This window comes from Pseudoalteromonas sp. 2CM36K (assembly GCF_023161865.1).
GTDB lineage: Bacteria > Pseudomonadota > Gammaproteobacteria > Enterobacterales > Alteromonadaceae > Pseudoalteromonas > Pseudoalteromonas tetraodonis.
In genome coordinates this window covers 87605-101610 of the sequence record NZ_JALNTK010000019.1, presented here as the reverse complement: position 1 = coordinate 101610, position 14006 = coordinate 87605, and the positions used below count along the sequence as shown (strand labels likewise).

Genomic DNA, 14006 nt, shown 5'->3' with positions numbered 1-14006 from the left:
TCAGTAGTGAAACGAAACAGCGCCGATGATAGTGTAGCATTTGCTATGTGAAAGTAGGACATTACCAGGCTCCAAATTGAGAAAGCCCGACTAGCAATAGTCGGGCTTTTTTACGTCTGGAATAAAGTGAAAATATGGGTTCGAGGTATAAGGGTAAATGTGAGTCTAAGGCTTAACGATGATCCTTAGCACTTTCTTATTTCACGTGCTGGATTGCCGGCAACCACGGTATTTGATGCAATGCTCTTAGTTACCACTGAACCCGCGCCCACAACAGTGTTATCACCAATGGTAACACCAGCTAACACAATAACTCCCGCGCCAATCCATACGTTATTACCTATGGAGATTGGTGCCGCAAAATTTTCTTTATTGAGGCGCTCTATGGGGTTCACAGCATGCGAAACTGCTAATAGTTGAACGTTCGGGCCAATTAAGCAGTCACTACCAATCTTAATCACTCCTTCATTAATTGGTGCATCTAATACAGTGCAGTTAATGTTTATAAAAGTACGATCACCTATATGTATTTGCGAGCCATAGTCACAATGAAAGCCCGCTTCAATAATTACTCCATCACCACAGTGTGAGCATAATTCTTTTATTCGCTTTAAATTACCTTTACTGGGGCTTTTATTAAATAAGCGGCAAATTTCGTGCACAGCTTTTCGCTGCGCTAGATTCTCTTTACTAATACTATTAAATGACTGCATATCAATTTTGTTTAACTTAAATAATGGTGCCTAGCTTAACCTACTTTAAGCATGATGATAATTTGAATAAAACTGTGCTTTTTTTACGCATTCACTTGCCATTTATAATGTTTCGTTTAAAATCCAATAACTTTCGAAACGAAACTTAATAGCAGTTACTTAATGACCAAACGAAACACCCAGCAACGCCGTCACCTGATCCTCAGCCAAGTAAATGAGCTTGGTGAAGTGGCCGTTGAGACTCTTGCTGAACAGTTTCAAACATCAGAAGTAACCATTCGAAAAGACTTAACCGCGCTTGAAAAAAGTGGCTTGTTGCTGCGCCGTTATGGTGGAGCTATTGCGCTACCAAAAGAGATTGTAAGCGATGAGATTGATTCTAAGCGCAAAGTAGCCATTGCTAAGGCTGCAGCGGCGCTTATAAAAGATCATAACCGCATTATTATTGACAGCGGGCGTACAACAGCAGCGATGATCCCTGAGTTGGCTACCAAGCAGGGGTTAGTTGTTATGACGAACGCGATTAAAGTAGCAACGCGTTTATTAGCACTTGAAAACGAGCCAACCCTTTTGATGACAGGTGGCACGTGGGATCCGCATTCAGAATCGTTTCAAGGGCAAGTAGCCGAAAATGTACTATGCTCATATGATTTTGATCAGCTGTTCATTGGTGCCGATGGCATTGATGTAGCACGAGGAACAACCACGTTTAATGAACTTGTTGGGCTAAGCCAAGTGATGGCTAAAGCGGCGCGTGAAGTTATTGTGCTGGTTGAGTCAGAAAAAATCGGCCGAAAAATACCAAATTTAGAATTACCGTGGCAAACAGTAACCACATTAATAACCGACAGTGGCTTAGCGTATGATAAACGCGCAGCGATTGAGGCATGTGGTGTAAAACTAATTTGCGCAGAGATTATGGATTAGTAACTACGCCGTGAGTTGCTAGAATTAAAAAATTAATGGAGACACTATGTGTGGAATCGTTGGGGCTGTTGCAGAACGTCCAGTAAATAAAATCTTAGTTGAAGGCCTTAAGCGTCTTGAGTACCGTGGTTATGACTCAGCAGGTGTAGCTTTACTTGAGGGTAATACTCTTAATACAGTTAAAGCAGTTGGTAAGGTTGTAAACTTAGAATCAGCACTTGAACAAGCTGGTGTTAGCGGTCACACAGGTATTGCACACACTCGTTGGGCAACTCATGGCGGTGTAACTGAAGCCAATGCTCACCCACATGTTTCAAGCAATCAATTAGCGCTTGTACATAACGGTATCATTGAAAACCACGCAAGTTTGCGTGCAGCACTTAAAGGCGACGGTTACGAGTTTTTATCAGATACCGACACCGAAGTAATGGTGCATTTAATTCATCAGTTACGTCAGCAGCACACCACTTTATTAGCGTCAGTTCAAGCAGCTGTTAAACAGTTTGAAGGTGCATTTGGTACAGTTGTGTTCGATAAAGCGAATGATAACGAAATTATTGTAGCGCGCTCAGGCAGCCCGTTAGTTATTGGTTTAGGCCTTGGTGAAAACTTTATTGCTTCTGATCAACTTGCATTATTACCGGTGACTCGCAGCTTTATCTTCTTAGAAGAAGGTGATGTAGCGCGCATTACTCGCGACACAGTAGAAATTTTTGATGCCGATGGCAACGCGGTTGAGCGTGAAGTTGTTGAATCAAACATTACACAAGATGCATCAGGTAAAGGTGATTACCGTCACTACATGTTAAAAGAAATTTATGAGCAACCTCTTGCAGTACGTAACACCCTTGAAGGACGTTTAAACGATGACCGCGTAGCGATTGATGCTTTTGGCGACAGCGCACAGCAAATATTTAAAGATGTAAAACACGTACAAATTATTGCCTGTGGTACGTCATACCACTCAGGTATGGTTGCTCGTTACTGGCTTGAGCAATTTGCAGGTGTTAGTTGTAACGTAGAAATTGCCTCTGAGTTTCGTTACCGCCAATCGTATGTACACGAAAACAGCCTACTTGTGACTATTTCACAATCGGGTGAAACAGCCGATACGCTAGCAGCACTGCGCTTAGCCAAAGAGCAAGGCTATATGGGGTCAATGACTATTTGTAACGTACCAGGCTCATCGCTTGTACGCGAATCCGACCTTGCCTTTATGACCAAAGCAGGCGCTGAAATTGGTGTAGCCTCTACTAAAGCATTTACTACGCAGCTTGTTGGTTTGTTAATGCTTACTGCGTCTATTGCGCAAGAGAAAGGCTTAGATCAAAGCACGATTGTTAACGCTATTAAATTACTTCCTGCTAAATTAGAAGAAACGCTACTATTGGCTGATGGCATTGCTGACCTTGCAGAAGAGTTTGCTGATAAGCATCACTCACTGTTTTTAGGTCGCGGTTCACAATACCCAATTGCAATGGAAGGCGCGCTTAAGCTTAAAGAGATTTCATACATTCACGCAGAAGCCTATGCAGCAGGTGAGCTTAAACACGGGCCATTAGCACTGATTGATGCCGACATGCCAATTATTGTTGTAGCACCAAACAACGAGCTGCTTGAAAAGCTTAAATCAAACGTAGAAGAAGTACGTGCACGTGGCGGCATCATCTATGTATTCGCTGATAAAGATTCACACTTTGAGTCAGACGACACAATGCGTGTAATCAACGTAAACCACGTAGACGACGTAATTGCTCCTGTTGTATATACAATTCCACTACAGTTGCTGTCGTACTATGTAGCGGTCATTAAAGGCACTGACGTTGACCAACCACGTAACTTAGCAAAATCGGTTACAGTTGAGTAAAATCAACAGGTTATATTTTTTTATTAATGTTAAAAAAGCGCTTAAGGCGCTTTTTTTGTGCCTGAAACTCTGTTAGCTTAAGTAACTTATTATTCTCTAAGGGATTAGTCATGCGTTTATTAACCGTTATTTGTTTTGTTAGCTTTAGTATTTTTAGTTCACAAAGTGCCTTTGCACAAGCTAGCATTAAACAGCAAAGTGCTGATTATTCTCAGTACACACATACATTTAAATCTACTGTTTTAAATGAAGAACGCACTGTTGTTGTACAGTTACCAAAGAGCTATCAAGCTGAGCCAAAGAAGGTATACCCTGTTATATATCGCTTAGATGGAGCGGGTAATATATCGCTTGCTAGTGCTGTTATTGAGCGTTTACAAAATGATAATCGTGCGCCTGAGGTTATTATTGTCGCTATTGAAAACACTAATCGACTTAGAGATATGTATCCTACAGTGAACAAGGAACCACAAGGGCCTGTCGGTGAAGGGGGTGGCGCGGCAAAGTTTTTAGCGTTCTTTGAACAAGAGCTCATTCCTTTAGTAAATAAGAACTATCGCACGCATGACTATAAGGTTATTGCTGGCGCATCTGCTGGTGGTGTATTTGCGCTGTATGCGTTGCAGGCCAAATCTGAGTTATTTCAAGCGCATATTGCGTATAGCCCTGCTGTTTGGTGGAATTATGGCGCAATGGTAAAAAGCACAAAATCATTTATAACTAAAACGAAAGACCTGAATAACTACGTTTACATCAATATCGGCGAAGAAGCCGGCATAATGCGCGAAAGGTATGATGAATTGCTGCAAGGTATGCAATCGCCTAAAGTGCGGGGGTTACGCTTTTTTAATGATGCGTTTGATGGTATCTCACATGGCTTAACCTCTGTTGCTGGCGTATTTAATGCCTATTACAACTTATTTTTACCTAAGCAAATGCCAATCAGTGCTTTAACTGATGATGTAGCTTCTATTGATGCTTATTATCAAACATTATCTCAGCAATGGGGCGAGCAAATATCACCACCGGATCGCGCTGTTAGATCGCTCGGTTATAACTTAACGGGCAGCAAGCAGTTTACCCGCGCTATAGAGGTGTTTAAGTACAATATAAAAAACTACCCAAAATCAGTTGATGCGCTTTCTGCCCTATCTTATGGCTATGAAATGCAAGGTGATACTCGTCAAGCACTTGAACAGATGGAGTCTGCTTTAGCCATTGCAGATGACTCATATCCTTATATAAATTATTTAAGAGAAACAAAAGCTAGGTTGCAGGCAGAGTTTGATAAGCGTAACTAGGGTTTTTAGTTACTGTTAAATATTATTTAAATCACTAATCTCTACTTAATAGCTGCTAAATACGCTAAAATTACAGGCTACTTTTTTAGCAATAAGCCCGTAATAAATATGACCTTAGCCGCAAGCCCTAGTACTTTTAACGATCTTGGCCTTATTCCAGAGCTAATTGCTCGTTTAACTGATTTACAATATAGCCAGCCTACGCCAATTCAAGCTAAGGCGATCCCAAGTGTACTTGCTGGTAGCGATTTAATTGCGGGGGCAAATACCGGCTCAGGTAAAACAGCAACGTTTGCCTTGCCTATGCTACAAACGCTATTTTTAGCGCAAGGTGCTAAAAAAACTGCTAGCAAAGATAACTTTGTTTCAGGGCTTATTTTGGTACCTACCCGTGAGCTTGCAACGCAAGTAGCTGATAATGTTAAATCGTATTCTGCACACTTTAATGGCGCCATTAAAACGGTGGCGGTATTTGGTGGTGTGTCGGTTAATACCCAGATGCAGGCACTACGTGGTGGTGCCGATATTATCGTGGCAACCCCAGGGCGTTTACTCGATTTAATCTCAAGCAACGCCATTAAGCTTGATAAAGTAAATACCTTAGTGCTTGATGAAGCCGACCGTTTATTAAGCTTAGGCTTTACCGAAGAGTTGGCTAACTTATTAGCGCTTATGCCTGCTAAAAAGCAAACCATGTTGTTTTCAGCTACTTTCCCAGAGCAAGTAACGCTTTTAATGCAAGAGCTGTTAAATAATCCGGTTGAAATACAAGTTCAGAGTAAAGACGAAAGCACCTTAGTACAGCGCGTATTTACAGTTAATAAAGGCGAAAAAACCACGGTTTTAGCGCATTTAATTAAGCAGCACAAATGGCGCCAAGCGCTGATATTTGTCAACGCTAAAAAAGATTGTGAGCACTTAGCCAGCAAGCTTGAAAAGCGCGGCGTGAATGCACAAGTATTCCATGGTGATAAAGGCCAAAGTGAGCGTACTCGCGTAATCGAAAAATTTAAAGCGGGCGAAATAGAAGTACTTATTGCCACCGATATAGCAGCCCGTGGTTTAGATATTGCCAAACTGCCTGTTGTTATTAACTTTAACTTACCGCGCAGCCCCGCTGATTACATGCACCGTATTGGCCGCAGCGGCCGTGCCGGTGAAGTTGGTCTAGCGTTATCGTTAATTGATTATGAAGACTTCCATCACTTTAGAATTATCGAAAAGAAAAATAAACTACGCTTAGAGCGCGAAGAGGTAGCAGGCTTTGCAGTAAACCAAGCGAATCTTGATGCAGCTGATGCGCTTAAAAACGATAAACCCATGGCCAAGCCCGAAGGCACCGGCAAGAAAAAGAAAAAAAATAAAGCTAACCCAGAAAATGATGTGTGGAGTGGCTGGCGAGGCCGTTCTAAGTAATACAAGGGCTCGATTGGGTATTGGGAACCAGTCAATAAGCTCGAAAGGGATTCTCGATACTTTTGTAATTAAATAAATGATATTAAAGCGCTTCAATATCGCTTTTCCACTTTACCAGTGCTGCTATGAATTCAGGGCCAATACCACAACAGCCACCAATAATTGTTGCGCCAAGGTTGTGCCATTGTTTAGCAAAGTCTACATACTCAGCGGGTGATAAGTCGCGGTAACCTTGCGAGCCTTCATTGGCTTTATAGTCGCTGGCGATTGGTGTAAAGCCATTAGCAAACGCGCCTAAAATAACGCTTTTATTTTGCTGTTTTAGTACAGTATTTGTGTCGCGCAGCGCTTGTTCAATAACCTCGGGAATTCTTTTGCAATTACAGCAGCTTGCTGTGCAAGGGCTGCACCTTGTGCTTGGTAAAGCGTTTCACCTAAATGAAAGGGGACACACGCATAGCTATTTACTGTAATAATTTCAGCGCCTGCATCTATAAAACCTGGTGAGCCTGCGTTACAAAATGCGGAGCTTCTATTAGAGCTTGTGCACTCCACCGTGGCTATGTAAACGGCGCGCCCATGCGTTTAAGTTCACGACCCATGCCGCCATCTAATATTATTAATTTGCTTATAATAGACTTCTATGCATCTAAATGATTAAAGCTATTCAAACATACTTTTTTAAAATTCATAATGAAACTTCATCAGGTTGAGTATGAAAAAAGTTCAATATGTTAAAGCTGTTTTTAAAAGGCACAAAAAAAGCGACTACCCAGTAAGGTGTCGCTTTTCTTTTTACAAGTAAGCTATTACTTGTAAAACGCTTCTACAGTGCCTTTTACTTTCATAAGTAAAGGTTGGCCGCGGCGGTCTAGCGCTTTAGGTGCGGCAATTTTAATCCAGCCTTCGCTAATGCAGTATTCTTCTACATCAAAGCGCTCTTTACCGTTTAACTTTACGCCAATTTCGTGTTCAAACACTTCTTCTACGTAATGCTTGCTGCGTGGATTAATAGAAAGCTGATCAGGTAATGCTGGTTTTGTTGAATCGGTCATGATTTTAATCTTTATTAAAAAGTGATGCGCTATTGTAGGCAATCCACTCAATACGCTCAAGGTTTAACTACACAATACAAAGCCAAGTATTAACAGTGCTATCCAAATTGTTTCAGCAACAATCATTATTTATTGGTTTTAAGCCCACCTCGGTGAGTTTGCCTAAGTTTGTTTTCATACCAATAGCGGCTATGGCGGCAATTAAAAAGAATCGAGAAAGCTCGTTAGCGGTTTCGAGCACGATAGCTGGTAGGTTAAAGGTGCTGTTAATAAGCATTAAAATAACAAAGCCAATTAAAAATCCGGGTACTTTTGGCAACTCGCCATGGTTACCTTTATTTGAGCGGTTAACCGCTGCGCTTTTTTTGTGTCTTAATTTTGTAATGATTTAGTCATTTTTTTTTAATTAAAAATACGCTTAGAGGTCACATCTGTTTTTTATAGTGCTGCGGTTACTAATTTGAGGCTAAGGCTTCAAGCAAAAATAACCACTACATAATGGGAATTACGGATGAAAATTAAAAAAGTTGCTGCGGCAATCGCACTAACCTGTGCGTTTAGTGCCGTTAGTCATGCCAATGTTTTACCGCAAAGTCAAAAAGACAGCAGCTGGTACAGTGCTGCACAAACAAAACTAACAACTAAAACAACGCAAGCACAAGCGGTTAAAAGCACCAAAGCTAAAAATGTAATATTATTTGTTGGTGATGGCATGGGTATTTCTACCTTAACAGCAGCGCGCATTTTACAAGGTCAACGAAACAACCAGCTGGGCGAAGAAGGCTATTTAAGCTTTGAAAAATTCCCGTACTCAGCACAAGTTAAAACCTACAACGTTGACGCACAAACACCAGATTCAGCAGGCACCATGACTGCGATGATCTCAGGGGTTAAAACCGATGTAGGTGTTATTGGTGTTGATGAAGAAATTGAGCGCGGTGAGTGCTCAACGGTGGCTGGTAATGAGTTACTTACAGCCACTGAGCTTGCTGAAATTAAAGGTCTAGCAACAGGAATTATCTCTACTGCCCGCATTACCCATGCAACGCCTGCGGCAACCTATGCTAAATCGGCTGATCGCAACTGGGAAGATATCTCAGACATGCCTGAGGCAGCAGTGAATGCTGGCTGTGAAGATATTGCCTCACAGCTGGTTAATTTTGAAAAAAACCTAGAAGCACGCTTTGTCGGAACCGATGTTGATGGCTTAGATTTTGTTATGGGTGGCGGCCGTCGTCACTTTTTACCAAAAGAGGCCGCGGCAAATTCTACTGATGCTATGAGCGCCGTAGAAGGCGATCGTACCGATGAGCGTAACCTAGTTACTGAGTGGCAAACACAATATCCAAATGGCACTTATGTAATGGATCAAGCTGGGTTTGATGCTATTGCCGATGACGCCACTAAAGTATTTGGCTTATTTAACGAATCGCACATGCAATACGAAGCTGACCGTGCAAACGATATAGCTGGTGAGCCGTCGCTTACCGATATGACCACCAAAGCGATTGATGTACTGGGTAAAAACGAAAAAGGCTTTTTCTTAACCGTAGAGTCGGGCCGTATTGACCATGCTCACCATGCGGGTAACGCATACAATGCACTTAATGACACCATTGAATTTGCAAAAGCAGTACAAGCTGCCGTTGATAACACCAATCCAGAAGAAACCCTTATTTTAGTTACAGCTGACCACAGCCATGTATTTACTATTGCAGGGTACCCTAAACGTGGTAACCCAATTTTAGGTAAAGTGGTTGCTGTAGGGCAAACTACACCAACGCTAGCTGCTGATAACATGCCATACACCACAGTAGGTTATGCAAACGGCCTCGGTTTTAGAAACTTAATCGATGAAACGGATGCGGACGCAAGCTATGAAACAGCTGCGGTTGCAGGACGTGTTGAGCTAAATGGTGTTGATACAACAACGCCAGGTTTTCACCAAGAAACCACGGTACCACTGAGCTCTGAAACACACGCAGGTGAAGATATTTCACTGCATGCAACCGGACCGGGTGCTCACCTAGCTCAAGGTGTTATTGAGCAAAACGTTGTATTTCATTTAATAAATCAAGCTCTTGAACTAACTCAGCAATAATGGCGGCTCACATGAATAAATTAACAGTACTTTCTTTAGCAGTAATGGTCGCATTAACGGGGTGTTCGAGTGATGACGACAAAAACAGCAATAATATTTTAGCGGTCGATCTCCCAATTGCAGTGGGATCTGCGCAATGTATCAATGGCGGCGTAGAAACACAAAGCGGTGTTGATACCAATACAAACGGGCAATTAGAGAGCAACGAAGTAACGCAGACTAACTTAGTCTGTAACGACCCAGCCACCTCATTAACGAGTGAGCAGCTGGCGTCTCTTAGCAATAACGTATGGTTTAGTGATGCACAAACTGAGCTCGCCGGCGCGCAAGATGCTGCAAGTAAAGTGGTAACTGAATCGGGTAAAGCTAAAAATGTGATCTTGTTTGTTGGCGATGGAATGGGTATTTCTACTGTGACAGCTGCTCGTATTTTAGCGGGGCAATTACAGGGTGAAATGGGTGAAGATCACCAATTAAGCTTTGAAACCATGCCGTACTCTGGGTTTGTAAAAACCTATAATGTGGATGCACAAACGCCAGATTCTGCCGGTACAATGACGGCAATGGCCTCAGGTGTAAAAACCGATGTGGGTGTAATTGGTATAGACGAAGCGGTTAAACGTGGTAGTTGTACATCAGGCAAAGGACATGAGCTTGTTACGTCATTAGAGCTGGCTGAGATTGCCGGTAAGTCTACGGGTATTGTTTCTACTGCGCGTATTACCCATGCAACACCTGCGGCAACCTACGCTAAATCGGCAGACCGTAACTGGGAAGATATTTCAGATATGCCTGCTTCTGAGTCAGCTAATTGTGAAGATATTGCCTCACAGCTGGTTAACTTTGAAAAGAACCTAGAAGCACGTTTTAGTGGTGTTGATGTAGACGGAATTGAAGTGGTTATGGGTGGCGGGCGTCGTCACTTTTTACCAAAAGATGCCGCGTTTAACTCAGCTGATGCTGTTAGTGCTGTAGAGGGCGATCGTACAGATAATCGCGACTTAACCGCCGAGTGGAAAACGCAATATCCAAATGGTGCTTATGTGATGGATCAAGCGGGTTTTGCTGCTATTGATGCAACCACAACTGAGCGTGTATTTGGTTTATTTAATGAATCTCACATGCAGTACGAAGCCGACCGTGGCAATGATATTGCAGGCGAGCCTTCATTATCACAAATGACCGAAAAAGCGATTGATGTGCTTGATAATAACGAGCAAGGGTTTTTCTTAACGGTTGAGTCGGGACGTATTGACCACGCGCATCATGCGGGTAATGCATACAACGCACTTAACGATACTGTAGAGCTGGCTAAAGCAGTAAAAGTAGCGATGGAAAACACCAACCCAGAAGAGACGCTAATTGTAGTAACAGCCGATCACAGTCACGTATTTACCATTGCGGGTTACCCTAAACGCGGTAACCCAATTTTAGGTAAAGTGGTTGGTGTAGGGCAAACAGAGCCCAGCCTTGCTGCCGACGATATGCCTTATACTACAGTTGGTTACACTAATGGTTTGGGTTACAGAGACCTAGGTGCAGAAACCGATGCTGATGCATCTTACTTAGCAGCACCCGTTACAGGGCGTGTTGATTTAAGTAATGTTGATACTACAACGCCAGGTTTTCACCAAGAGGCACTTGTGCCACTATCATCAGAAACTCACGCAGGCGAAGATGTAGGTGTGTATGCAATGGGCCCTGGGGCGCATTTAGTAACAGGTACTAATGAGCAAAGCTTTTTATTCCATGTTATGGACTTTGCCGCTGACTTTGTAAAAGCCGCGGATGAAAAAGTAGCGCAATAAACCTTGCGATATAAAACAACCCGCACACTGTGTGGGTTTTTTTATGTCATTAAACTGCCATTATTTTTGGTTATGATAAAGGCAATTAAGCTAAAAGCGATTAACTAAAGAGATAGCCCAATGAAAAAAGTATTTTTAATAATGAGCGCATTATTTAGCGCAAGCAGCTTTGCTGAGCAGTGCGATATAAATCCACAGGTATTAAAAGCCACTTACACTATTATTAATAAGGCTCCACAAACGCTTAAAAATAATAAGGCAAACAGCCAAACTCTCATCCTTTGGCGAAATGAGCAACAAGTGGCGCACCAAAGCCAAGTTATTACAGAGCTTTGGCAGTATACTAGCAACAATCAAATACGACCTATTCGTTATTTTAATGCGCAGCAGCGCGGTATTGAATATCAGCCATCAGAGGTGCAAGGAGTGCAAAACTGGAGTGCAAAAGTACAGCTGGTAGATAATCATCTCATTAAAAAAATGACATTAGTAAGCACCGAAGGCGAAGGCTGCAACGAAATAAAAAATTACAGCTTAGAAGAAAATAACTCTCAGTATAACTTGGCATTTTTTACCCATTCAAAACTGGTAAAAACATTTAGTATTAGTAACCTAGCGAATAAAGCAAGCACGTCGCTTAGCTTAGACGCGGTGCAAAATGACACACCAGCTATTAAGGCTCAGTTTGCAAAATGGGATAACTTTCAAACCACCGACTATGCCGACATTGGCGATAACGAAAGCGACCCATTTTTAGCAAAAATGATTAACCTAGGTTTTATAGAGCACGGCGCCACCGGTTTTTATAATCCTCAAGGTGAGGCTATTCAAGGTGGGCATCACCATTAGGTCGTTTTTTAGGCTTAGCAGAGTCTTCTGTTAAGCCATTTTCATAATCGTTGGCATCACAGGTATTTAAATTTTGCTGTGCTTGCTTATCTTGCTGTAATACCTGTTTTAAATCTTCCATACGTTGGCGTACTGCAACGCCGTAGCTGGCATCATCTCCCCAAAGCTCAGAAAGTTGTAACACAGATGCACGGTCATGATCCCTAAATAATTTACCAGCACGCTCAGCGTCTTCTTTGCTATTGCCAAGTAGCTGCAGTGATTCTATGGCTAAGTTAATGGCTGAGTCGACGGTTTCGCGGTTAAATGCATCCACTTTTAGATTCAGTAATTGATACGCATGGCGACGATCGATTGCGCGCGCCACTATTTTTAATTGGGGGTAGTTTTTATGTGCCAGCTTAATAATTTCAATGGTTTTATCTGGGTTATCAATCGCAACAACCAGCATTTGTGCTGTATGCGCGCCCGCGGCTTCAAGCAGTTCTTGGCGAGCAGCATCACCGTAAAATACAGTGTTACCAAAGCGGCGCAGCAGTTCTATTTGGCTTGGGCTGTGATCAAGTACGGTAATTTCGTAGCCTTGTGCATGTAATAAACGTCCCATAATTTGCCCAAAGCGGCCATAGCCCGCAATAATTACGTGTTTAGCGGTATTTATTTGTTCTGGTTTATCAAACTCAGGCTTAGTGCTACTACTGCGTTTTTGTATTTGTTCATACAGCATCAGTAATAAAGGGGCTATCAACATAGATACCGCAACCACTAAGGTCACTAGACTGGTTTGTTCTGGGGTTAAAATACTTAATGTGGTGCTCACGCTTAAAAGTACAAAAGCAAATTCACCACCTTGTGCTAGTGCCAATGTAAACAATAGTTTTTGCTTTGAGCTAATTTTAAATGTGACAGCAAGGGCAAACAAAATGAAGGCTTTAATGACAATTAATAAGGCAACTAAAGCAACCACGGTACTAAATTGATTAAATAATAGCTCAAAATTAATTGAAGCCCCCACAGTGATAAAAAATAGTCCCAGTAATAATCCTTTAAAGGGCTCTATGTCGGCTTCTAATTCGTGTCTAAATTCACTTTCGGCCAATACTACACCGGCTAAAAAAGTACCTAAAGCAGGTGATAGGCCAATACTGTGCATTACAAGCGAAATAGCCACGACTAAAAACAATGCAAAAATAGTGAATATTTCACGCATGTGAGTTTGGGCTATGTATCTAAACAGTGGTGCCGACACATATTTACCACCAGCAATGATAGCGGCAATAACGCCAACAGAGACGCCTACTTGTTGCCAAACAGGCCAGCCTGCAATGATTGAATCGCTAATTTGTTTTGAACTACTTGGTGCAGCAAAGGCCAGTAAGGGGAGTAGCGCTAAAATAGGAATAATGGCGATATCTTGAAATAATAAGACCGAAAATGCGTTTTGTCCGGCCTCTTGTTTTAACCAGCCTTTTTCTTCGAGGCTCTGCAATACAATTGCGGTAGAGGAAAGTGCCAGCATTAAACCAATGGCCAATGCGGTTTGCCAATGCATGCTAAAAAACCAATAACAAAAGGCAAAAATAACCGCCGCAGTTAGCACCACTTGTAAGCCACCAAGCCCTAAAATAGAGTGCCGAAGCTTCCATAGTCGTGAGGGTTGTAGTTCAAGTCCGACTAAAAATAGCATCATCACTACGCCAAATTCGGCAAAGTGCATTATATCGGTTTGATCCCCTACGACTCCCAATGCATAGGGACCAATTAGTATGCCAGCAATTAAATAACCTAGTACTGATCCTAAGCCAAGTCGTTTGGCAATAGGAACAGCTACAATGGCGGCGGCTAAATAAATTAAAGCAATTTCTAACACGCATTTATCCTAATAATTTCAAGACATTTATCATGGCTTAGGTGTTAGTAAAATACAATAACGGATGTAATGAACTGCCATTTATTTCGCTTTATTAGT

At 42.1% G+C, this 14006-nt stretch carries 11 protein-coding genes and 1 pseudogene; 7 read left to right on the top strand and 5 right to left on the bottom strand.

Annotation, left to right across the window (positions count from 1 at the left end):
* Positions 1–185: 185 nt before the first annotated feature.
* Positions 186–713 (bottom strand): sugar O-acetyltransferase, encoded by a 528-nt coding sequence (locus MTN97_RS12980; protein ID WP_248474564.1) that lies wholly within the window; start codon positions 711–713, stop codon positions 186–188.
* A 162-nt stretch (positions 714–875) separates the two neighbouring features.
* Between MTN97_RS12980 and MTN97_RS12975 the strand changes: the two genes are divergently transcribed.
* The 4 genes from MTN97_RS12975 to MTN97_RS12960 all read left to right on the top strand — a co-directional run bounded on the left by MTN97_RS12975 (position 876) and on the right by MTN97_RS12960 (position 6224).
* Positions 876–1640: a DeoR/GlpR family DNA-binding transcription regulator gene (locus MTN97_RS12975; protein WP_248474563.1), complete on the top strand. Its 765-nt coding sequence runs from the start codon at positions 876–878 to the stop codon at positions 1638–1640.
* Positions 1641–1686: 46 nt separating this feature from the next.
* Positions 1687–3507, top strand: coding sequence for a glutamine--fructose-6-phosphate transaminase (isomerizing) (glmS, locus tag MTN97_RS12970; protein WP_036956987.1), 1821 nt, complete (start codon positions 1687–1689; stop codon positions 3505–3507).
* A gap of 110 nt (positions 3508–3617) precedes the next feature.
* Positions 3618–4808 (top strand): alpha/beta hydrolase-fold protein, encoded by a 1191-nt coding sequence (locus MTN97_RS12965; protein ID WP_248474562.1) that lies wholly within the window; start codon positions 3618–3620, stop codon positions 4806–4808.
* Between the two features lie 108 nt (positions 4809–4916).
* Positions 4917–6224: a DEAD/DEAH box helicase gene (locus MTN97_RS12960; protein WP_248474561.1), complete on the top strand. Its 1308-nt coding sequence runs from the start codon at positions 4917–4919 to the stop codon at positions 6222–6224.
* Positions 6225–6306: 82 nt separating this feature from the next.
* On the opposite strand, the pseudogene MTN97_RS12955 reads toward MTN97_RS12960, so the two are convergent.
* The 3 genes and pseudogenes from MTN97_RS12955 to MTN97_RS12945 all read right to left on the bottom strand — a co-directional run bounded on the left by MTN97_RS12955 (position 6307) and on the right by MTN97_RS12945 (position 7598).
* Positions 6307–6856, bottom strand: a pseudogene (locus tag MTN97_RS12955) (homocysteine S-methyltransferase family protein).
* A 177-nt stretch (positions 6857–7033) separates the two neighbouring features.
* Positions 7034–7279 (bottom strand): DUF3297 family protein, encoded by a 246-nt coding sequence (locus MTN97_RS12950; protein ID WP_036980685.1) that lies wholly within the window; start codon positions 7277–7279, stop codon positions 7034–7036.
* Between the two features lie 112 nt (positions 7280–7391).
* The gene (locus tag MTN97_RS12945) at positions 7392–7598 is read right to left on the bottom strand and encodes a putative sulfate exporter family transporter (RefSeq protein WP_248474560.1); all 207 of its coding nucleotides are present in this window, start codon (positions 7596–7598) and stop codon (positions 7392–7394) included.
* Between the two features lie 192 nt (positions 7599–7790).
* On the opposite strand from MTN97_RS12945, the gene MTN97_RS12940 reads away from it, so the two are divergent.
* The 3 genes from MTN97_RS12940 to MTN97_RS12930 all read left to right on the top strand — a co-directional run bounded on the left by MTN97_RS12940 (position 7791) and on the right by MTN97_RS12930 (position 12037).
* The gene (locus MTN97_RS12940) at positions 7791–9380 is read left to right on the top strand and encodes an alkaline phosphatase (protein ID WP_248474559.1); all 1590 of its coding nucleotides are present in this window, start codon (positions 7791–7793) and stop codon (positions 9378–9380) included.
* An 11-nt stretch (positions 9381–9391) separates the two neighbouring features.
* Complete coding sequence (locus MTN97_RS12935) at positions 9392–11188, top strand: alkaline phosphatase (protein WP_248474558.1); 1797 nt, start codon at positions 9392–9394, stop codon at positions 11186–11188.
* A 120-nt stretch (positions 11189–11308) separates the two neighbouring features.
* Positions 11309–12037 (top strand): hypothetical protein, encoded by a 729-nt coding sequence (locus MTN97_RS12930; RefSeq protein ID WP_248474557.1) that lies wholly within the window; start codon positions 11309–11311, stop codon positions 12035–12037.
* Here the strand turns inward: MTN97_RS12930 and MTN97_RS12925 are convergent.
* Entirely contained in the window at positions 12012–13907 is a 1896-nt protein-coding gene (locus MTN97_RS12925) for a monovalent cation:proton antiporter-2 (CPA2) family protein (protein ID WP_248474556.1), read from the bottom strand. The genes MTN97_RS12930 and MTN97_RS12925 overlap by 26 nt on opposite strands.
* Positions 13908–14006 lie beyond the last annotated feature (99 nt).

Bases quoted from the DNA above. Each gene is read 5' to 3' on its own strand.
- MTN97_RS12975 (WP_248474563.1), top strand. From the start codon at position 876: ATGACCAAACGAAACACCCAGCAACGCCGTCACCTGATCCTCAGCCAA.
- MTN97_RS12980 (WP_248474564.1), bottom strand. From the start codon at position 713: ATGCAGTCATTTAATAGTATTAGTAAAGAGAATCTAGCGCAGCGAAAA.
- MTN97_RS12965 (WP_248474562.1), top strand. From the start codon at position 3,618: ATGCGTTTATTAACCGTTATTTGTTTTGTTAGCTTTAGTATTTTTAGT.
- MTN97_RS12935 (WP_248474558.1), top strand. From the start codon at position 9,392: ATGAATAAATTAACAGTACTTTCTTTAGCAGTAATGGTCGCATTAACG.
- MTN97_RS12930 (WP_248474557.1), top strand. From the start codon at position 11,309: ATGAAAAAAGTATTTTTAATAATGAGCGCATTATTTAGCGCAAGCAGC.
- glmS (WP_036956987.1), top strand. From the start codon at position 1,687: ATGTGTGGAATCGTTGGGGCTGTTGCAGAACGTCCAGTAAATAAAATC.
- MTN97_RS12950 (WP_036980685.1), bottom strand. From the start codon at position 7,279: ATGACCGATTCAACAAAACCAGCATTACCTGATCAGCTTTCTATTAAT.
- MTN97_RS12940 (WP_248474559.1), top strand. From the start codon at position 7,791: ATGAAAATTAAAAAAGTTGCTGCGGCAATCGCACTAACCTGTGCGTTT.
- MTN97_RS12960 (WP_248474561.1), top strand. From the start codon at position 4,917: ATGACCTTAGCCGCAAGCCCTAGTACTTTTAACGATCTTGGCCTTATT.